Annotated in this window: 20 protein-coding genes; 7 read left to right on the top strand and 13 right to left on the bottom strand. The window is 49.9% G+C overall.

What is annotated here, in order from left to right; genetic code table 11:
* From J0895_RS12145 to J0895_RS12130, 4 genes are all read right to left on the bottom strand, one after another.
* Positions 1–445: cold-shock protein (locus J0895_RS12145; protein ID WP_207088352.1), on the bottom strand; the 445-nt coding region annotated here is incomplete at its 3' end.
* Between the two features lie 326 nt (positions 446–771).
* Positions 772–1,620: an S-formylglutathione hydrolase gene (gene fghA / locus J0895_RS12140; RefSeq protein ID WP_207088351.1), complete on the bottom strand. Its 849-nt coding sequence runs from the start codon at positions 1,618–1,620 to the stop codon at positions 772–774.
* Positions 1,617–2,732 (bottom strand): S-(hydroxymethyl)glutathione dehydrogenase/class III alcohol dehydrogenase, encoded by a 1,116-nt coding sequence (locus J0895_RS12135; RefSeq protein ID WP_207088350.1) that lies wholly within the window; start codon positions 2,730–2,732, stop codon positions 1,617–1,619. The genes fghA and J0895_RS12135 overlap by 4 nt, the downstream gene beginning before the upstream one ends.
* A 66-nt stretch (positions 2,733–2,798) precedes the next feature.
* The gene (locus J0895_RS12130; RefSeq protein WP_207088349.1) at positions 2,799–2,948 is read right to left on the bottom strand and encodes a hypothetical protein; all 150 of its coding nucleotides are present in this window, start codon (positions 2,946–2,948) and stop codon (positions 2,799–2,801) included.
* A gap of 251 nt (positions 2,949–3,199) precedes the next feature.
* On the opposite strand from J0895_RS12130, the gene modA reads away from it, so the two are divergent.
* The gene (gene modA / locus J0895_RS12125; RefSeq protein WP_242541238.1) at positions 3,200–3,979 is read left to right on the top strand and encodes a molybdate ABC transporter substrate-binding protein; all 780 of its coding nucleotides are present in this window, start codon (positions 3,200–3,202) and stop codon (positions 3,977–3,979) included.
* Positions 3,976–4,626 (top strand): molybdate ABC transporter permease subunit, encoded by a 651-nt coding sequence (gene modB / locus J0895_RS12120; RefSeq protein ID WP_207088347.1) that lies wholly within the window; start codon positions 3,976–3,978, stop codon positions 4,624–4,626. The genes modA and modB overlap by 4 nt, the downstream gene beginning before the upstream one ends.
* A gap of 115 nt (positions 4,627–4,741) precedes the next feature.
* Here the strand turns inward: modB and J0895_RS12115 are convergent, their stop codons facing one another.
* The 4 genes from J0895_RS12115 to murC all read right to left on the bottom strand — a co-directional run bounded on the left by J0895_RS12115 (position 4,742) and on the right by murC (position 9,084).
* Complete coding sequence (locus tag J0895_RS12115; protein ID WP_207088346.1) at positions 4,742–5,233, bottom strand: low molecular weight protein-tyrosine-phosphatase; 492 nt, start codon at positions 5,231–5,233, stop codon at positions 4,742–4,744.
* 348 nt (positions 5,234–5,581) lie between these two features.
* Complete coding sequence (locus J0895_RS12110; protein WP_207088345.1) at positions 5,582–5,932, bottom strand: YbaB/EbfC family nucleoid-associated protein; 351 nt, start codon at positions 5,930–5,932, stop codon at positions 5,582–5,584.
* A 472-nt stretch (positions 5,933–6,404) separates the two neighbouring features.
* Entirely contained in the window at positions 6,405–7,421 is a 1,017-nt protein-coding gene (gene murB, locus J0895_RS12105; protein WP_242541237.1) for a UDP-N-acetylmuramate dehydrogenase, read from the bottom strand.
* A gap of 106 nt (positions 7,422–7,527) precedes the next feature.
* Complete coding sequence (gene murC / locus J0895_RS12100) at positions 7,528–9,084, bottom strand: UDP-N-acetylmuramate--L-alanine ligase (RefSeq protein ID WP_207088344.1); 1,557 nt, start codon at positions 9,082–9,084, stop codon at positions 7,528–7,530.
* 501 nt (positions 9,085–9,585) lie between these two features.
* Here murC and nadD point away from each other — a divergent pair.
* Positions 9,586–10,395: a nicotinate (nicotinamide) nucleotide adenylyltransferase gene (gene nadD / locus J0895_RS12095; protein WP_207088343.1), complete on the top strand. Its 810-nt coding sequence runs from the start codon at positions 9,586–9,588 to the stop codon at positions 10,393–10,395.
* Between the two features lie 87 nt (positions 10,396–10,482).
* Complete coding sequence (locus J0895_RS12090) at positions 10,483–11,499, top strand: type I glyceraldehyde-3-phosphate dehydrogenase (RefSeq protein WP_207088342.1); 1,017 nt, start codon at positions 10,483–10,485, stop codon at positions 11,497–11,499.
* A 68-nt stretch (positions 11,500–11,567) separates the two neighbouring features.
* Here the strand turns inward: J0895_RS12090 and thiL are convergent, their stop codons facing one another.
* Positions 11,568–12,587, bottom strand: a complete 1,020-nt coding sequence (gene thiL, locus J0895_RS12085) for a thiamine-phosphate kinase (RefSeq protein WP_207088341.1) — start codon at positions 12,585–12,587, stop codon at positions 11,568–11,570.
* A gap of 255 nt (positions 12,588–12,842) precedes the next feature.
* A complete protein-coding gene (locus tag J0895_RS12080) occupies positions 12,843–13,988 on the bottom strand; it encodes a peptidylprolyl isomerase (RefSeq protein WP_207088340.1) in 1,146 nt (381 codons plus the stop codon).
* A gap of 194 nt (positions 13,989–14,182) precedes the next feature.
* Here J0895_RS12080 and efp point away from each other — a divergent pair, with 194 nt between their 5' ends.
* The 3 genes from efp to J0895_RS12065 all read left to right on the top strand — a co-directional run bounded on the left by efp (position 14,183) and on the right by J0895_RS12065 (position 16,001).
* Complete coding sequence (gene efp / locus J0895_RS12075) at positions 14,183–14,743, top strand: elongation factor P (RefSeq protein WP_207088339.1); 561 nt, start codon at positions 14,183–14,185, stop codon at positions 14,741–14,743.
* A 196-nt stretch (positions 14,744–14,939) separates the two neighbouring features.
* Positions 14,940–15,497 (top strand): acetyl-CoA carboxylase biotin carboxyl carrier protein, encoded by a 558-nt coding sequence (accB, locus tag J0895_RS12070; protein WP_207088338.1) that lies wholly within the window; start codon positions 14,940–14,942, stop codon positions 15,495–15,497.
* A gap of 150 nt (positions 15,498–15,647) precedes the next feature.
* Positions 15,648–16,001 carry an ArsR/SmtB family transcription factor gene (locus tag J0895_RS12065; RefSeq protein WP_207088353.1) on the top strand — a complete coding sequence of 118 codons (354 nt, stop codon included), beginning with the start codon at positions 15,648–15,650 and terminating at the stop codon, positions 15,999–16,001.
* Between the two features lie 187 nt (positions 16,002–16,188).
* Here J0895_RS12065 and J0895_RS12060 read toward each other — a convergent pair whose 3' ends face one another.
* From J0895_RS12060 to J0895_RS12050, 3 genes are all read right to left on the bottom strand, one after another.
* Positions 16,189–16,842, bottom strand: a complete 654-nt coding sequence (locus tag J0895_RS12060) for a GerMN domain-containing protein (RefSeq protein WP_207088337.1) — start codon at positions 16,840–16,842, stop codon at positions 16,189–16,191.
* Between the two features lie 276 nt (positions 16,843–17,118).
* Positions 17,119–17,949, bottom strand: a complete 831-nt coding sequence (locus J0895_RS12055; RefSeq protein WP_207088336.1) for an LmeA family phospholipid-binding protein — start codon at positions 17,947–17,949, stop codon at positions 17,119–17,121.
* A 289-nt stretch (positions 17,950–18,238) separates the two neighbouring features.
* Positions 18,239–19,237 (bottom strand): HEAT repeat domain-containing protein (locus J0895_RS12050; RefSeq protein WP_207088335.1); only part of this gene is annotated, 999 nt, incomplete at its 5' end.

Here is a 19,237-nt window from a genome sequence, read left to right as displayed (position 1 = left end):
TGCGTTGCTCCTCTTGTGCTTGTCTGCGTTGGCTCTGTAAGTTATCTCGCGCAATACTTAATTCATTTCTACGATTAGCTCCAATCAACTCTATCGTTACAAGGTCCAGCCAAATAGGTTTTGGAGAGCTTAAATCTTTCCAGATATTCTCTAATTTTTCAATCAAATCAGATAATTCTTGTTTCAAAACTTGAGGAATATCGTCTACATTTAGCCAAACAAGACTAACTTGTTCTCCTTTTTCTGTGGTTTCAGTTTGATACCATAAATTAACTTCTCTAAAGTTTTCGCCACTCTCTAATTTTTCGGCTAATTCAGAACATTGTCTCTTAATGGTTTTAATATGAAAAAACACTTGTCTATATGAATTTGCAAAAGTGCCACCGACAAATCCAAATCCTCTATCAGGATTGTAGGTTTTGATACTGCCAAAGTCTATTGCCATAAATTTTATTTAATTTGATTACTACAAAAAGGCATATTTCTATCTGCGGCATAACTATGTCCAAGAAAAAGAATTCCTACTAACAAGAAAAACTTTCAAGACAACCTACTATTAATTAGACAGTGGTTAGCAAATAAATTTGCTAACTTTATCGAGCAGATAATAATAGCTTAACATTGCACAATCGCAGTGTCAATCTCCACCTATTCGCTGACCCCTACGAAATTCCGAAACGGCTTCCTATCAAGGTTGAGATTCGCTGCCTTGACTTTTGTGGTTCGGGCGGTGTTGGTGGCGAGAGTGGTATCCCTTCGCCCCCAAAAATCCTAAACACAACCTAACGCCTCCGCATGATGGCGGAGATGGTCATCGATGAAACTGGCAATAAAGTAATAACTATGATCGTACCCCGATCGCATCCGTAACCGCAGGTCAATCCCCGCCTGCTGACAAGCTGTCTCAAACCGTTCCGGTAATAACTGACCCTGGTCCAAAAACGAATCCGCGTCCCCTTGGTCAATCAAAATCGGACCCTGCCAAGTTGAAGTCTTCACTAACTCACTCGCATCATAGGCAGCCCAACTTTGACGATTCTCTCCCAAATAGCCGCGAAATGCCGTTTCCCCCCAAGGACAAGACATGGGGGCTGTAATGGGGGCGAAGGCGGAGACTGACTGATAACGGGAGGGATGGCGTAAGGCACAAATGAGCGCTCCATGTCCCCCCATCGAATGACCGAAAATACTCTGACGGGTCGGATCCACTGGGAAATTCTCCTCAATCAGGGCGGGAAGTTCCTCGGTGACATAGCGGTACATCTGATAATGTTTAGCCCAGGGCAATTCCGTCGCATCTACATAAAAGCTGGCTCCACTCCCGAAATCCCAGCGGTCATCTTCTCCTGGCAGTCCCAGATTGCGGGGACTGGTGTCTGGGGCGACCAACAGCAAGCCATATTGGGCTGCCAGACGTTGTGCCCCAGCTTTAGTCATAAAGTTCTCTTCAGTACAAGTTAGCCCCGATAGCCAATACAGAATGGGAACCGGCTGCTGGGACGCTTGGGAAGGAATATACACTGAGAACCGCATCGGAGCGTTGCAGCATTGGGAGGAATGCTGATAAAACTGGGTGGTTCCACCAAAGGAACGATTTTGCTGAGTTAGGGTAAGGGTCATGATTCGGGGAATGTGACAACGGTGCGAATGCCTTCCCCGGCGTGCATCAGGTCAAAAGCCTCGTTGATACGATTGACGGGGATGATATGGGAGACCAGACTATCGATGTCGATTTTACCATCCATGTACCAATCGACGATTTTAGGCACATCCCGGCGACCTCTGGCTCCACCAAAAGCGCTTCCTCGCCAAACCCGCCCGGTGACGAGTTGGAAGGGGCGGGTACTAATTTCTTGGCCCGCCCCCGCGACGCCAATGATTACAGATTCGCCCCAGCCTTTATGACAACATTCGAGGGCCTGACGCATGACGTTAACGTTGCCGATACATTCAAAGCTGTAGTCGGCACCGCCATCGGTGAGGTCGATGATGGCTGCAACAACATCTTCTACATCGTTGGGGTTGATGAAATGAGTCATGCCAAATTTTTCAGCGAGGTCCCGTTTGGCGGGATTGAGGTCAATGCCAATAATTTGGTTGGCTCCCACTAAACGCGCTCCTTGGATGACGTTGAGTCCAATTCCCCCTAATCCAAAGACGACGACGTTTGAGCCTGGTTCGACTTTGGCGGTGTTGATGACTGCGCCGATGCCGGTTGTGACTCCACAACCAATCAGACAGACTTTATCTAAGGGGGCGTCGTCCCGGATTTTGGCGACGGCGATTTCTGGAAGAACGGTGAAGTTGGCAAAGGTGGAGGTTCCCATGTAGTGATGGATTTTTTCACCGTTGAGGGAGAAGCGACTGGTGCCATCAGGCATGACTCCTTTGCCTTGGGTGGTTCTGATTGCTTGACAGAGGTTGGTTTTGTTGCTGAGACAGTATTTGCATTGACGACATTCAGGGGTATAGAGGGGAATGACGCGATCGCCCACTTTAAGAGTTTTGACTTCATCGCCGACTTCCACCACAACTCCAGCCCCTTCATGGCCCAAAATAGCCGGAAACAGTCCCTCCGGGTCTGCTCCAGATAGAGTATAGGCATCGGTATGACAAACTCCGGTAGCTTTGATTTCCACCATAACTTCTCCGGCTTGGGGACCTTCAAGTTGTACAGTTTCTAAACTTAAAGGTGCTCCGGCTTGCCAAGCAACGGCGGCTTGTATGTCCATAATTATCGCGGTTTTGATTTTTTTGTGAGAAGAAGCAGTCCCGTTGATTGTAGCGGAGAATTTACTCTATAGGGGGACATAGCATTTAGCATGATTATGTTTAGGGTGGGATTGGGTAGCGATCGCTTCGGTGAACCGACTCACCCATTCACCAACACCGGCTGAATCCACCGCCACTCGCGCTGCATAATTCCGGCAAAACCCGCTATAACCCAAAAAGCCCGGGCTACCTCATACCTCATCTGATACCCAATCCGGTTATGAAAAGTCGTTTTTATAGAGTAGGGCGCGCAGGCGGGCTGAGTCTGTGGATCCAGACTTTTAAGGGTGTGGGTTTTTGCAGACACCCCCAAACCAGACCCCTGATTGTGCAAGTATTTTAGCAGAATGCCAGTATAATAGCAGGATTCCGACTCAGTTCAAACGCCCCAACTATGGACACCCCTCGGCCAAAACCTCTGAGGTATATGGTTTATGCCCTGATAGCGCTGCTGGTAGCTTGTGGGACATCTCCTGGGACCCATTCGCCTAACTCATCCTCTGCAACTGTGACTCTAACGGTTTCCGCAGCGGCAAGTTTGAATCAAGTCTTACCCCCGATCGCCAAGCTCTGGGAACAGGAAACGGGGAATAAGGTGATGATTAACTTGGGTTCTACAGGGCAACTTGCACAGCAAATTGAGCGAGGTGCACCTGTTGATTTATTTGTGGCAGCCGATAAAAAATCTATTGAAGATTTAGATAAAAAAGAGCTGGTTTTCTCGGAGACAAAAGCATTGTATGGGGTGGGACGAATTACTCTGTGGCATCGGGAAGATAGCTCCCTTAATATAAAAGAACTTCAGGATTTAACAAGCTCAGAAATTGAACGAGTGGCGATCGCAAATCCAGACCATGCCCCCTACGGAATTGCGGCTAAACAGGCATTGGAATCTATAGGAATTTGGGATGAACTTCAGCCCAAGTTGGTATTAGGGGAAAACATCAGACAAACTCAGCAATATGCAGAATCCGGCAATGTTGATGTGGCGATAGTGGCGTTGTCGAACAGTCTGAATTATCCGGGTCAATGGATCTTAATTTCCGAGGATTTACATCAGCCGATTGAGCAGATGTTAGTTGTCCCCAAGACTGCCCTTCATCCGGAGAGTGCCAAGCAGTTTGCTGGGTTTATTAATAGCAATAAAGGTAGAAATTTAATGCAAAAACATGGGTTTGTTTTGCCGGGAGAGGAACCTATAAAATGATTTGGCAACCGTTATTTTTATCATTACAAGTTATAGGATTTGCCAGCGTAGCAATTTTAGCTTTAGGGTTAGGGCTAGGCATTTTCTTGGCAAGAACCCGTTTCCCGGGACAACTGCTGGTTTCGACGGTGTTAAATTTACCCCTGGTACTGCCTCCGAGTGTGGTGGGTTATGGGCTATTGCTGGCATTAGGACGAGGCAGTCCGATTCAGGAAGTCTTGGGAATTCAGTTATTATTTACTTGGCAAGCAGCAGCGATCGCCTCGACGGTGGTAGCACTGCCGTTAATGGTGGAATCCACAAGGGTGGCGATCGCCAGTGTCAACCCTGAACTCGAAGCTGCCGCCCGCACTTTAGGCGCATCGGAACTCGAAGTTTTATGGCTGATTAGTTTACCCTTAGCCTATCGTGGAGTATTGGCCGGGTTTGGGTTAAGTGTGGCCCGAGGGTTAGGAGAATTCGGGGCGACTTTGATGGTTGCTGGCAGTATTCCCGGACGGACCCAAACTTTACCCCTAGCGATTTATGATGCAGTACAAATGCAGGATTATCAACGAGCTAATCAAATGGTGCTGATGATGACTGTCATTGCCTTTACCTTGTTGTGGGGGGTCAGACTGTTGGAAAATGCTCAGGAAACGCAATGAAACCCGATGCACCGTCGCCCTAATCCGATTGAATCAGCCTCTTTACAAAAAAACCGGGCAACCCAACTCGGTTTCCGGTTGATAATTGGCTGTCCCAACCAACGCCTTTTATGGGTTAAGGACTCACCTTAACATTTTGCTGCTCAATGACATAATCCAGAAGCCCTTCACAGGCATCGGTGAGCAGATCGATGACATTGTTAAAGCCATCGGGACCGCCATAATAGGGGTCGGGGACTTCTTTTTCAGGCCGATCGCGACAGAAATCGCACATCATGCGGACTTTTTGGCGATACTGACCCTTGGGGTCAAGGGAGATGATATCGGCGTAGTTTTCCCGATCCATCGCTAAAATCAGGTCGAATTTTTGAAAGTCTGCGGGGTGAAAGCGTCGCGCTTCGCCAATAAAGGAGAGTCCCTGTTGTTTTGCTGCGGCAACCATGCGGCGATCGGGCGGACTCCCCACATGATAAGCCGAAGTCCCGGCAGAGTCACAGATAATCTGATCCTGGAGATTTCTGTCTGCGATTTGGTGGTTCATAATATTTTCCGCTGCGGGTGAACGGCAGATATTTCCAAGACAGACAAATAAGAGTTTATAGGGCATGGGTGAGTTATTCGCAGTTAGAGACTAAGGATAATAGATGGAACAGGCGATCGCCTTCTATATTAGGGAACTCCAAAAAATAAAATAGCAATTGTAGGGTGGTGAAGCCACCGAACAGAAGGTGGGCAATGCCCACCCTACTTCTTTAAAAACTGAATAGGAATGATTTATTTTTTGGAATACCCTTACCGAGATTTTAAACGGGATCACTCCAATTCACACCGGAATTAAAGCCCTTAATAAAATTAGCTGGCTTACTTGACACAGCAGAAAGCCAGCTAGATCTTGTTGAAAAGTAGTTGATATGGATTAGACTCGATACCAAGACGACTGCCTGAGCTATAGCAGTTACAGACCGGGCAGATTTAGCCCACCTGTTAATTCTTCCATCCGTTCGCGCATAGTTGCGGTGGATTTATTATATGCATCTGTCATCGCAACGATCACCAGTTCAGAAACCACTTCGGCGCCTTCACCGAGAGCATCGGGGGAAATTTCGACCCGACGGGGTTCTTGGTTGCCGCTTAAAATCACTTTAACCAAACCACCACCGGCTTCTCCGATGACTTCGAGTTCATCTAATTCTTCTTGAAGCTTTTTAGCACCTTCTTGTACTTGTTGAGCTTTTTTAAAGGCTTCAGTCAGCTCTTTCATTTTGCCGAGACCGAAACCAAATCCTCCCTGTCCTTTTCCTGCCATAACGGGTTAACTCTGTATGGGTTCAAATCGATGTTGGCATGATTGAGCGGCGCGATCGCTGCTGTGGATTCTTGGTTCCTCAAGGGGACTGACCCTAAAATAGTCTCCTATTTTAGGAAACTTTTAGGAGACAAGTGCCGCCTTCTCCAAGCGTTTTGCCCTCGATGTAAGAGCCAGTTCCGGTGTGCCTCACCGTACTGTTGAGTGCTGAAGCTCTGGCGTTTTAACGGATGTTCTCTGCTTGAATCTTAAACAGAGAGTTTAGCAGTCAATCGAGTTAACGGTTGTCTCCTACCGCTTGACCGGATCAGACTGAACGTCTGGGGTTGGTCGCGCTCAGAATCAGACCCTTGTGGGCATTACCCTTAGCAATACTACCACGCGATAATTGCAGTATGCCATTGACCCAGCCAGGGGGATCACCGGGTTGGACGGGGAACAATGGGGCGCGATCGCCTTTCAGTCCGTGAGGTTACAGGGCTTGAAACTCGCCAATCGTGCGAACTTCTGGTTCTAAAAGTACAGCCCAATGTTCCTCGACTCGGGATTGAACATAGCGAATCAACTGGAAAATATCGCTGGCTTTTGCGCCGCCACGATTCACAATAAAGTTGGCATGACGTTCGGCCACCTGAGCACTGCCAATTTGATATCCTTTAAGTCCGGCTTGCTCAATTAACCATCCCGCCCCTGGGGAGCCGTCAGGATTGCGGAAGACACTGCCACAACTGGGCAGGTGATAGGGTTGGGTGGATTTGCGATGTTCGAGTTGTTCGGAGGTGGTAGATTGGACCCGAGCGGGGTCTGCGCCGGGTTGGAGTTGAAAGGTGGCCTCTGTGACTAGGCGATCGCCCCTTTGGAGGATCGAGGTGCGATAGCTATACCCCAACGCTTCCGGGGTCAGGATGGAGATGTTTCCCTGACGGGACACCACCTGAGTATTCACTAAAATCTCAGAGGCACAACTCCCGTGAGCACCGGCATTCATCACGACAGCTCCCCCGAGGGTGCCGGGAATTCCTACGGCCCACTCTAGTCCTTCCCATCCCAATTGAGCAGCTTGCCAAGCTAGACGAGGCAGGGACTGACCTGCTGCAACGGTGACTTGACCTGTTTCGGGATTAAAGCGGCTATAGCGCAGATGGCGTGTAGAAATCGCCAAACCGGGAATGCCGCGATCGCTAACTAAGAGATTAGAACCCGCACCCAAGAAGGTGACGGGTAATCCTTCAGCCCTGGCCCATTCTAAACAGGCTTGGACCTCTTCTATCTGTTTCGGTGCAACGTACCATTCAGCAGGACCCCCAACTCGAAATGAGGTAAATGTTGATAAGGAAACATTGGACTTAATCTGACAAGCGGTTCCAGCTAAATAAATAGACTCGGAGCGATCTCGATCCCCGTTGACGGGAGTCAGATGTGGATTCTTGGCCGGTTGCTTAACCACGGAAGGGCTGAGGATGCTTACAGTATCGGAGGAAAGAGTCATGATAATCCAGGTGCTTAAATCCCTATAGACCAATGTTTGTGAAAGTAAATCATCCAGGGTATTTCGAGGAGCGATCGCCCGAGGTTCCCTAGAAACTTACTGGCGCTCAGGCTCGATGGCGTGCTTCTGCCAGAGCCGTTTGCTCGACCTGTTGATGAAATGCCATGACTTCCGGAATGATCTGATTCAAATTACCAGCCCCCAGAAATAAGGCGAGGTCTCCAGGGAGTAAGGCTTCGCTGAGAAACTCACTCACTTCAGACATAGAAGGACTGTAATGCACCCGAGGATGATGAGCGGCGATCGCATCGGCGACTTGTTGTCCGCTCAGTTGAAATTCATTACTTTCCCCGGCACTGTAAATGTCGGTCACCACAACTAAATCAGCATCGCTAAATGATTCAGCAAACTCGGCTAAAAAGACCCGAGTTCGGCTGTACCGATGGGGTTGAAATACGGCGACAACGCGATTTGAACGAGAACGCAATCCTTTGGTTTGCAGACTGGCAGCATGGAGGGTGGCCCGAATTTCACTCGGGTGATGGGCGTAGTCATCTACAAATTGGATGTCATTGTATTTGCCTCGGGTCTCAAACCGGCGGGCTGCACCGTCAAATGTGGCAATTTCCCGGGCAATGGTCGCGAAGTCTAAACCGACCAAGCGTCCGACGGCAACGACGGCTAGAGCGTTGCTCAGGTTATGTGCACCGAGTAGGGAAATGGACAGTTGACCGAGAATTTGACCTCGCTCCCAAACCCGGGCTGTGGTGCCGTCGGCTCTATAGGCGATGCAGTCTACGGTGTAGTCGGCACCGGAGTCGAGGTTGAGGCTGTAGGAGATACTCGGTTGAATGCGATCGCGCACGGTTTGGCAATCAATGCATCCGACTAAATTGGTGCAGCGCTCTTTAAAGGTTTCAAAAATCTCGATGACTTGATCCAAGCTCTGGTAGTGGTCCGGATGGTCCAGTTCGATGTTGGTCACGACGCCAATTTTGGCTGAGAGTTTGGCGAGGGACCCATCGGATTCGTCAGCTTCGGCGACTAGATAGGGTCCTTCTCCCAGACGAGCGTTGCCGTCCCAGGCTTTGACTTCTCCCCCTACCACAATTGTGGGGTCTAAACCGGCCTTTAACAGGACATAAGCCAGCATTGAGCTTGTTGTGGTCTTTCCGTGAGTTCCGGCGACGGCAATGCTTTGATATTCGGAAATTAAAGCAGCGAGTAAGTCGGATCGGTGAAAGATGGGACAGCCGAGGTCTAAGGCGGCTTGATATTCGCTATTGGCTCCATCGATCGCCGTTGAGCAAATTACTTGGGGCAAATTAACTGGGGAGGGGATTTCGTTGGCGGCTAATCTTCCCGGTTTCGGTGCGATCGCCGCGAAACCGCCAGACCCCTCCCCGTTTGCTGAGATCAAAACTTCCGCTTCATCGGTTGAGGCGCTCTTTTGTCGGTAAAAATCCAGGTTGCTGGCATCTTGACGCCAAAAAATTTGCGCTCCATTTTCTTGTAAGCGTTGAGTGATATGGCTTGATCGGATATCGGATCCAAATACCGGGACCTGCCGTTTCGCTAAAATGTAGGCAAGCGCTGACATTCCGATTCCACCGATTCCGATGAAATGAAAGGGTTTGCCACTTAGATCGATAGAATTGTGCATTGTAAGCTCCTTACACACCACACCACGCCAATAACACGCGATATCATATCAAGAATTGTTTTTGTACGATACAGTCATAACAGAAATTGAGCGCTCTCCCTGAAGAAGCATTTTTCGATTCTATTGTCGAATACACCCCATCCGGTCTTTTTTCCCGAGATTTTTCTAGGGTCAAAGGTTTTTGGTGTGTTTACCATAACCGATGGTTAAGAAAAACGGAAAATAGCTCGTAACCGAAACAAGTGGGCTAAAAATCTCACTTAAGTTAGGCCAGAGTACGCTGCTGAAACGTAGCAGAACAAAGGGGAAAGCACTCTGGCGATCGCACAAGTGCCTCCATCGGTTGCTCGGGTATTTCCGGAAAAAATCCCCCTAAAAAGCCGGGATAGGAAATCAGATCGGGTTATTATTGCCATCATTGGTGACCTTCGCACTGGCCAATCCAACCGAAAATGACCGAGGTGAAGTAACAGCCATGTCCAACAAAGTTTACGGGAAAGAATGCAGCAATCGCCGATCAAAAAAAGAGCGATTTTAGGCGGAACCTTTGACCCGATTCATTGGGGGCATTTGGGAATCGCTTATGCGGCCTTAGAACAGGTGGGATTAAACCAGATTATCTGGGTCAGCGATCGCCACAAGCGTGATCCCCATCAGCAATCCCAGGTAGAGTTTGAGCATCGCCAGGAAATGGTACGGTTGGCGATCGCCCCAGAAAAAGCCTTTGACCTCGGTCCACCCCCCTCAGAAGACCCCAAAGCCGGGTATGCGATCGTCACCTGGCAAACCCTCCAACAACGCTACCCTGATAGCCAGTGGTATTGGATTATCGGGGCCGACGCCTTTGCTACCCTGCCGAAATGGGATCGCGCTGCTGAACTGGTTGAGGCTTGTGAATGGTTAGTTGCACCGCGATCGGCATCCGATCCCGGCTTAAATTACCCCGAAGAAACTCCCTTATTCAGGGAAATCTCCCCCCTAAACCTTCAGCAAGAACCACCTCAATTAAACTCTACTGTAGGTACAAATCCCTCGACCCATCTGGACAACACAGCACTGATCAAAACTGAGGAGATTTGCCAACAAGTCGCGATCGCCTTCAAGACTAGACAGATTCACCTACGCTGGCAAATTTTACAATCCCAAACCCTGCCAATAGCTTCAACCTTACTGCGTCGTCATTGGTGCGACTGGCCCAAAATCCGCACCTGGGTTCCCAAACCCGTCCAAATTTATATCCAAACTCACCACCTTTATCAAAACCCACAGTACCCGCTCCCACCGCACTCTACCTCGCTCCCCAGACTTTAAAAAATCTGATCGAAATTTACACCTGTTGCGATATGATTGGGTTCATTACGTTAGGCAGTTTTAGATTAAAGAAAGGGGCAAGACGCAGTGATTAGAGTAGCGATTAACGGTTTTGGACGTATCGGACGCAACTTCCTGCGCTGCTGGTTAACCAGATCCAACAGCCAACTCGAACTGGTCGGTGTGAACGATACCTCCGACCCAAGCACCAACGCCCATCTACTCAAATATGATTCCATGTTGGGAACGTTGAATGCTGACATTAGTGCCGATGAAAACTCCATTACCGTCAACGGCAAGACCATTAAATGTGTCTCCGATCGCAATCCCTTAAACTTGCCCTGGGCTGCTTGGGGAGTTGATTTGGTTATTGAATCCACCGGGGTCTTCGTAACCGAAGAAGGTGCCTCAAAGCATATTCAAGCAGGTGCAAAAAAGGTGTTGATTACTGCTCCTGGAAAAGGCAGCAAAGTTGGCACTTTTGTCATGGGAGTTAACCATGAACAGTACGACCCCAACGAGTACGACATCATCAGTAATGCCAGCTGTACGACCAACTGTTTAGCACCGATCGTTAAAGTCATCAACGACAACTTTGGCATCATCAAAGGCATGATGACCACAACCCACAGCTACACCGGCGACCAACGGTTGCTTGATTCCAGTCACCGGGATGTGCGTCGTGCTCGTGCTGCTGCATTGAATATCGTCCCGACTTCCACGGGTGCAGCTAAAGCCGTGGCTTTAGTCATTCCAGAGATGGCCGGTAAGTTGAATGGGATCGCGATGCGTGTGCCAACACCGAACGTTTCGGTCGTAGATTTTGTGGCTCAAGTTCAGAAAAACACCTTTGCCGAACAAGTCAATGAAGTCTTAGAAGCAGCCGCTCAAGGTTCAATGAAAGGCATTTTGGAATACAGTGATGAACCTTTAGTTTCCTCTGACTATAAAGGTCATGATGCATCGTCTATTGTCGATGCGAGCTTGACGATGGTCATGGATGGAGACATGGTAAAAGTCATCGGCTGGTACGACAATGAGTGGGGTTACAGTCAGCGTGTAGTTGACTTAGCCGAACTCGTCGCTCAAAAATGGCAAGCATAAAAGTAAGCGGGCAATGAGTTTTTATTTCGGACTGATTCGTTCACTTTTCAAAACTCATCACCTTCAGCTTAAAAATGCTGAAAACCCAAACTTTGGGTGATCACTTCGTCAGCATAAGCACCAGTGGAGTCAGTTAGACACACTCTGGTGCTTTTTGTTAAGGTCCCAACAATCGCCGCTCCGTTTCCCAGTCGTTTGACGAACTCACGCGCTACCGTCCAAGGTAAGCCGAGCACGAGTTCAAAATCTTCTCCGCCGTACAAGGCCCACTCGATGGCCCGTTCTTCCCCGACTCTTTGGCTCAAACTCGGTGGCAGAGGAATCACAGCACGGTCTACGATCGCCCCAACCCCACTTTCTCGGGCAATTTGCACGATCGCATCGGCTAACCCATCAGAACTATCCATTCCAGCAATTTCTCCCCCCTCCCCCATCACCTCCCACAGCATCGGTAACACATCCAGTCGCGGGTTCGGACGCTGATGAGCGCTAATTAATTCCCGAGTCTCCGCTTCTGACCAATCATTTCCCGTTTCCGGATGCAGCAACAACTCTAATCCGGCTCGTCCGGCTCCATGCACTCCAGTTACCACGATCGCATCCCCCGGTTTCCCATTCTGCCGTCGAATTGTCCGGTTTGTGGGCACCCAACCAAACGCCGTAATCGAAATGACATTCACCGGGGATTTACAAACATCCCCACCGGCGATCGCCGTCTGATAACGGTCCAGACAACTCACCATCCCGGTATAAACGCCCTCCACCCAAGACACTAGCGTATCCCCTGGCAATCCTAAACTGACAGTGATTGCTAACGGAGTAGCACCCATTGCCGCTAAATCCGATAAATTCGCCGCTGCCGCCCGCCACCCCACATCTTCAGCCGAAGTGGTGCGATCGCTAAAATGCACCCCATCCACCAACATATCCGTCGTCACCACCAGCGATCGATTCGCTGACGGTGTCATGGCGATCGCCGCTGCATCATCCCCCACCCACTCCGGTGGACAAAATCGCTGCAATCGTTTTAACAGTCCCTGTTCCCCCAACTCTCGAACCGAAGGGGAATTTTCTGGAGCCTTCTTCATACCAAATCCGGTTGTCTCAAGTCTGTATCCTCTATTAGCCCGCGCAGGGGTCTACTGAGCAACGCCTGCCCTGAGCCCTGAGCCAGTCGAAGGGTCGAAGGGTCGAAGTACGGGCTTTGTTAGTATAGCCCCACCGTTGACGGGTGCGGGTTTAGCAGACCTAACCCCCAAAAAGAGTAAAGTCTAGTGGAAACACCCACTAGACTTCTGCTTTGAAACTGCTGCTAATCAGCAGTTTCGGTGAATCCTCAACCCTTAGCTAGTTTGGGCGGGAACGAAATTTTCGATCCCTTGAACCACTTTCATCGAGAGAATCTGATCTCCCTGTTTGAGCTTTTCTAAAATCTCCTTCCCTTCGACCACATAGCCAAACACCGAGTACCGACCATCGAGCAAATTGAGCCCGGCAGGAGTTAACTCCGGTTCAAACAGGAAGAAGAAAAACTGCGAAGAAGCACCATCGGGGTTATCTTCTGGGCGGGCCATTGCGACAGTCCCAAACGCTGAGAAAGGGAGTACCGGCTGTTCTCGAAATCGTCCGGCCTCTTCCAAGGTAATCCCATAAGTGGGTTGAATATCTCCTCGGACGAGGACTTCTAGGGGAATATTGCGATATTCTCCGGTATCCGGGTCGATAAATCCTTGGTCTGGTCCTACGGGATCCCCAGTTTGGAGGACATAGAAATCTTCTGAGCGAATAAATTCTAAGCCATCATAAAATCCGCGCTCAACGAGGTCCACAAAGTTGCCGGAAGTCACCGGGGCGCTATATCCGTCTAGGACTACAGTAAGATTGCCTTGGTTGGTTTCCACTGCTATGGTGGCGCGACCCAGGAGTTGAGGCAGATGGCTATATTCTGCGGGGACTTGATAAGGGAATTCACCAACCATCATTTCTTCGAGTTGGCCGACTAAACCCAGGAGGCGATCGCGTCCCTCCTGAGTGGCGGGTTTATCCTGAATCTCGACTGTTGATCGCAAAATGCCAATTTCCTCTTGAATTTGGGCGAGGATAGCACTGGCATTCGCTTGTTGCGATTCGGGAATATCCTCCAAGATATCCCCCTGGAGATTGGTAAAAATCCCGGCAGTTTTGGTGATATCACTGGTGATCGGACTCCAGCGTTTCCCGCGCAGTTGCTGGGAAATATCTTCTAAACTGCTTTGGGCCTCGCGGATGGCTTGATTTTCAATGGGTAAGGCGTATCGCAACAGGGCTTTCCCATCGGTGATGGCATTGCCTTGGGGGAGGACACTGGTGCGATTCGTTGTGGAACTGTTGCTGCCATCCCACCAAGCGGAGCTCAGTCCCAGGGAGAGACTGGTCATCAGTACGACCAATAAAGCGGCTTTGAGGCCGCGTTGCCATAAATTTGTAATTTTTTTAGTTGAAGCCAGCATCAATATCTCTCTGAATCCTTTTTAATCGGCATGGATCAATCTTCCCATACCGAGGGAAGTTGCACGGGGGCATCCCTAGGGAATTCTTACCAAGGATGGGAGGGGATCGGAAAGTGACAATTTGATCCAATCCCATTCAAGGGGAGAATTCGCGGTAAAATAAAATCCCGATTATTCTCCACGAATAAAGATTCATGATCTCCAGTAACGACTTTCGCACCGGCGTCACAATTGAATTAGATGGGGTTGTGTGGCGGGTGATTGAATTCCTCCATGTCAAACCCGGTAAAGGCTCGGCCTTTGTTCGGACGAAATTAAAGAATGTGCAGAATGGCAGCGTGATTGAGCGCACGTTTCGTGCGGCAGAGAGCTTGCCACAAGCGACGTTAGAAAAAAACACGATGCAGTACACCTATAGAGAAGGTGAACAGTTAGTGTTTATGGATATGGGAACCTATGAAGAGAGCCGTTTGAGTGAACAGCAAATTGGCGATCGCGTCAAGTACCTTAAGGAAGGGATGGAAGTAAATGTCGTCCATTGGGGCGAACAAGTGCTGGAAGTCGAACTGCCCAACTCGGTCGTTTTGGAAGTGACGCAAACCGATCCGGGTATCAAAGGGGATACTGCAACGGGTGGAACTAAACCCGCGACGGTGGAAACTGGGGCTGAGGTGATGGTTCCGTTGTTCATTACGATCGGTGAACGGATTAAAATCGATACCCGTAACGATTCCTATCTGGGCCGAGAATCATAGAGTTTCGCTGCACCGCCTGGTCAAGTCCTCGTGCGTCTTTGCACTCGGGAGAGTGGTGTTGATTCGCTCTCCTGGGCCGCCTTGGAGGGCGATCGCAGTGGGTCTATCCCGGGGATTTGAGGCGATCGCCCACCGTTCGGCTGGATGGGGAAAAACTAGAGAAGAATAACGTTGATTTTACGGGGTCAAAGAAACTGTGCAACTGGATTTAAGCCAACTGAGTGAGCTGCTTGGGGTTTTCAATGGAACGGATATTTCTGAGCTGATTTTAAAAAGTGGCGATTTTGAGCTGACCCTACGCAAGGACAGGATGATTGCCGAGGGGGCGGGGATCCCGGTTGCTCCGGGTTTGACTCCGGTGGCGGAGGGAACTGGGGCGATCGCGCCTTCGGGTCCTCCTGTTGAACCCACCATTCCTGCACCGCCAACATCGAGTCCCTCGGGGGCGACGGGGGTTCATTCACCGGGAGGAACGGGGTTAAGTGCTTCGCCTCCGGGAACGAACGATCGCAAGTTTTTGGAGGTCATTTCCCCAATGGTGGGGACGTTCTATCGCTCTCCATCTCCTGATGAACCGTCCTTTGTGGCGATCGGCGATCGCATCAAACTCGGCCAAACCGTCTGCATCATTGAGGCGATGAAGTTGATGAATGAAATTGAGGCGGAGGTTTCCGGACAAGTGGTGGAAATTTTGGTCGAAAATGGCACTCCCGTGGAATACGGTCAGCCTTTAATGCGGATTAGCCCCGAGTAATGTTGTTGGTCGGTTGGGGTGAGTCGATTGTCTTGAGCGCAAGGCAATCGGCACAACAGTCAGACCCATTTAATTACTTAATTGTCATAAATCTGTTTAATGTTACAATGGGAAAATAGAAAAATGGGTAATTCTTTAGGACTATTAGCCATGAACCGAGCGCAACCCTTACCCCCAGAGGTATTGCAACAAGTGGCGGAATATTTCAGTATTTTGAGTGAGCCCATGCGCTTGAAGCTCTTAAACTTACTCAGAGATGGCGAAAAATGCGTGCAAGAGTTAGTGGATGCCACTACAACGAGTCAGGCCAATGTTTCTAAACATCTGAAAGTCATGCTGCAAGCGGGAATCCTCAGTCGTCGCACGGAAGGGACTTCGGCTTATTATCGCGTCGCAGATCCGCTGATTTTTGAGCTATGTAACCTCGTGTGCGATCGCCTTGCCCAACGGATTGAAGAACAAGCTCGTCAATTCCGCTCTTTGAGCTTGCATGGAAAACGGTGAGGGAGTCAGGGGGTACTCTTACGGTCAGACAAACCGGATTTTTTCAAAAAATTTTGGCTGTCTTTGCACCCAAGAAAGGGCGATGAAACCGGCTTTCTTGTCCCTTTTATCAAATACAGATTGACCCCCCAAGTCCCTGTGAATCGGGGAGACTTGGGGGGTCAATGCTTTTCAACAAGCCAATAAATTACAGCGGAAACTCGGACTCAAAAATAGTGCGGGTAATCGGTAGAGGAATCTCTAACCCTTCACCCCCCAATACTTCCAACGGTTCACCGCCTACGGAAATCCAGACGGAGGCATTCGGATCCAAAGTGGTCGCGGTATAAACCACCTGCCCTAATCTAGCGGTCATCGAGCTACTGCCACCCCCGGAGGTAAACTCAGGGGAGAGGTTGACATAAATACCATTCTCCTTGACCTCGACATTCAGCACTTGGGTGCCAGTGGGAATGGAGCTAAAGCCAGCGCCATTGGGCGGTTGGGTGACTAAGCGATCAAAGGCGGCTTTTAACACGGCATCGGGTTGTTCCGTCGCCTGCACAGACACGGGGACAGAGGCCAATTCAAATTGGGTCCCGGTATCTTGAACCAAATAAATTTGCACCGATTGCTCGATGGGATTGAGCGCCGTGGGAGGAGTTAAACTCGGGTCCTGGGTGAGCGAGATGTTTACCCCAGGGTCCCTGGGTTGAACCGGAACTGGATTCATGCCATTGAGGGTGACGTCCTTTTGAGAATTCACCGCCCACCAAGCGGTTCCACCTCCTGCGGCGACCATAACAGCGGAGAGGGTAGCAATGACACCCAGGGGAATGCGACGAGCTTGTCCATTTTGCATATCAAAAGTTCTCCTCAACGGTTAAACAATATTCACTAATAAGAAATGCGGATTTTGTGGTTTTGAACTGAGGAGTTGTTTCAGTCCTCTGAGGGTTCCCTTCGTATCCAGTACGGGGGATCTGTTGTAATCCCTGAATTCTTCCCCACGCTGATCCACTCATCGGGTTAATTGGCGATCGCCAATGCCTGAAAAACAAATAGCTCCATCTTTATTAAAGATGTCGGTAGTCCTTGGCAAGAAACTACAAGGGAATCGGCTAAAGTTCCAGAAAACTTACTCCGGAGTCCCGACTGAGAACGCATCGGGCTGATCGATGCGAATAAAGGCGGCAACTTCTAGGCGATCGGCATCCAGCTCAAATTTTAAAACCCGGGCAAGTAATCCCCGGTCTTCATATTTTCTGAGGTCTAGGGCGCGATCGAGGATTCGGGAGAAAATCGTGATCAATTGAGTGGGGGCCTCTTCATTATTAATTAGGATTGTCGGGTTGACGGCTTGGATTCTTGCGCCACTCATGGAGGCTAATCCGGTTTCTAAAACGATTTGCACGGATTCATTATCTCGGCGATCCTCAATTTCTAACTGGAAGCGCACTCGATTATTGGCTAAAAATTCTACCTCGGGGTTGACAATTTGAAAGCGTTGGGGGTCGGTTTGGGCCTCGGGGTCATTGGTGCGGGTGATCCCGATGCCGAGTTCTCGTAAGGGCTCAGCGGCTGCCTGCGATCGCAAGGCGCGGTTGAGGTCGGCCTCGGTAATCACCACGCGCATCGCCCCCTGTAAGGGTTCCCGGAGAAAGCGCGGAATCGAGGTGGCGTTTTCTTGGTTGAGACGGTTAATATCTACGGCGATCGGGTCGCTTTCGATTTCAACCGTATCGATGCGAAGTTCCGGCGTGACGTACAATCCCCGCCCCGCAAAGCGTAACCGTTGGATATTCCCCCTAAGTAGAGAGTAGTTTGGGGCATTATCCAGTCGGACTTCCAACTGTTCGGCATCATGGAGGGCCTCGCGAATATCTCCCTCAGCGATATTATCGAATGTCACCCCAACGGGGGATACTAAGGTGAGAATTCCTGTTAAAACCAGGGTTAATAATTCCATAATTTCTATTCAACGAATTAGGCTAAGTCTGGGGGGAAACCTGTAAGGAGGATGAAATGGAGTTTCCAGGTTCCTCCCATCGGTCCCATCGCCCAGGGGCAACTCCGGCCTGCTGACGGTTTTTATGTTCTCGGTGTCGTGACAGATGATGCTCAGAACTTCTGTTTTAAAACGGGTTTCTAGGTTGGGGACGCAGCAGTCTGGCCGGTCACCCCTGACGAGCTTGGGACCGATTAGGGTTAGCCTAATGGGTAAAATAGGATTTTTGTCAAGGGGTAAGCCGGAAATACTATTTCGAGTTTTTGCCGGGAGTGGCTAAGACGGATTGAGCAAAGGCCCGCACTTTTTCATCGGGGTCGGATTGGGCGCGATCGCGGAGTAAGGGGAGGGTTTCTGGATAATCCCCATAATACTGGACGATGGCTTCGAGGGCGGTGAGTCGAGGATTGAGTGCACCATCTTGTAACGGCACAAACGGATCATTGACAGCGCGATCGCACAAAAAGGCAAATACAGAGGAGTCATCCCATCCCCCCTTGACCATTTGTTGCAGGGCCGAGAGTCTCACAAACGAATCCTCATCGGTACAAGCCCGGTTTTTGACAATCTCCAACGTTTCCGGGTTTTCGGGCCAATGGGTCACCAACTCGATCGCCCCGGCAAGACGCACAGCCCAATTGTCATCAGATTGAGCGCGGCTTTTGACAAGGGCCCAGGTTTCCGAATGTTCCTTCCAACCCGTTGCCAATTCTCGCATGGCGACAATTCTCACATCCCAGCCTTGATCCGATGTAGCCCGACTTTTCAAAATGGGCAAAGTTTCTGGGTCATCAAACCAACCAGAAGCCAGTTCCCGCAAGGTGGTCATTCTCACATCAGAGGACGCATCATTGATCGCCTGAACCTTGAGAATGGGCAACGTTTCCGGGTCGTCATACCATCCCGTCGCCAGTTGCTGTAAGGCAGCGACCCGCACCTGCCAATGTTCGTCTTGAGTCGCCCGGGATTTGAGAATCGGTAACAGTTCCGGGTCATCCTTCCAGGTGCGAGTAAACTCGTACACTGCTGCTTCCCGGACTCGGCGATCGCGGTCAGAGGAGGCGATATTTTTCAGAATCGGTAAGGTTTTCGGGTCTTCAAACCAAGCTGCAGCCAGTTGGAGGGCGGCGACGCGGACCTGCCAGGTGTCATCGGAAACGATGCGATCGCGTAACCAGGCGACGGTTTCGGGGTCATCAAACCAGCCGGTAGCAATCTGCTGCATGGCGGCAATTCTGACGTGCCAATC

Source organism: Phormidium pseudopriestleyi FRX01, assembly GCF_017313335.1.
Lineage (GTDB): Bacteria > Cyanobacteriota > Cyanobacteriia > Cyanobacteriales > Laspinemataceae > Laspinema > Laspinema pseudopriestleyi.
This window is presented reverse-complemented; position numbering and strand designations above follow the sequence as displayed.

Excerpts from the sequence above, each read along its gene's own strand:
- murB (WP_242541237.1), bottom strand. The coding sequence starts at position 7,421 with ATGACTCTTTCCTCCGATACTGTAAGCATCCTCAGCCCTTCCGTGGTT.
- murC (WP_207088344.1), bottom strand. The coding sequence starts at position 9,084 with ATGCACAATTCTATCGATCTAAGTGGCAAACCCTTTCATTTCATCGGA.
- thiL (WP_207088341.1), bottom strand. The coding sequence starts at position 12,587 with ATGAAGAAGGCTCCAGAAAATTCCCCTTCGGTTCGAGAGTTGGGGGAA.
- J0895_RS12065 (WP_207088353.1), top strand. The coding sequence starts at position 15,648 with ATGAACCGAGCGCAACCCTTACCCCCAGAGGTATTGCAACAAGTGGCG.
- J0895_RS12135 (WP_207088350.1), bottom strand. The coding sequence starts at position 2,732 with ATGGACATACAAGCCGCCGTTGCTTGGCAAGCCGGAGCACCTTTAAGT.
- J0895_RS12115 (WP_207088346.1), bottom strand. The coding sequence starts at position 5,233 with ATGCCCTATAAACTCTTATTTGTCTGTCTTGGAAATATCTGCCGTTCA.
- nadD (WP_207088343.1), top strand. The coding sequence starts at position 9,586 with ATGCAGCAATCGCCGATCAAAAAAAGAGCGATTTTAGGCGGAACCTTT.
- modA (WP_242541238.1), top strand. The coding sequence starts at position 3,200 with ATGGTTTATGCCCTGATAGCGCTGCTGGTAGCTTGTGGGACATCTCCT.
- J0895_RS12055 (WP_207088336.1), bottom strand. The coding sequence starts at position 17,949 with ATGGAATTATTAACCCTGGTTTTAACAGGAATTCTCACCTTAGTATCC.
- fghA (WP_207088351.1), bottom strand. The coding sequence starts at position 1,620 with ATGACCCTTACCCTAACTCAGCAAAATCGTTCCTTTGGTGGAACCACC.
- efp (WP_207088339.1), top strand. The coding sequence starts at position 14,183 with ATGATCTCCAGTAACGACTTTCGCACCGGCGTCACAATTGAATTAGAT.
- J0895_RS12110 (WP_207088345.1), bottom strand. The coding sequence starts at position 5,932 with ATGGCAGGAAAAGGACAGGGAGGATTTGGTTTCGGTCTCGGCAAAATG.
- J0895_RS12060 (WP_207088337.1), bottom strand. The coding sequence starts at position 16,842 with ATGCAAAATGGACAAGCTCGTCGCATTCCCCTGGGTGTCATTGCTACC.
- modB (WP_207088347.1), top strand. The coding sequence starts at position 3,976 with ATGATTTGGCAACCGTTATTTTTATCATTACAAGTTATAGGATTTGCC.
- J0895_RS12080 (WP_207088340.1), bottom strand. The coding sequence starts at position 13,988 with ATGCTGGCTTCAACTAAAAAAATTACAAATTTATGGCAACGCGGCCTC.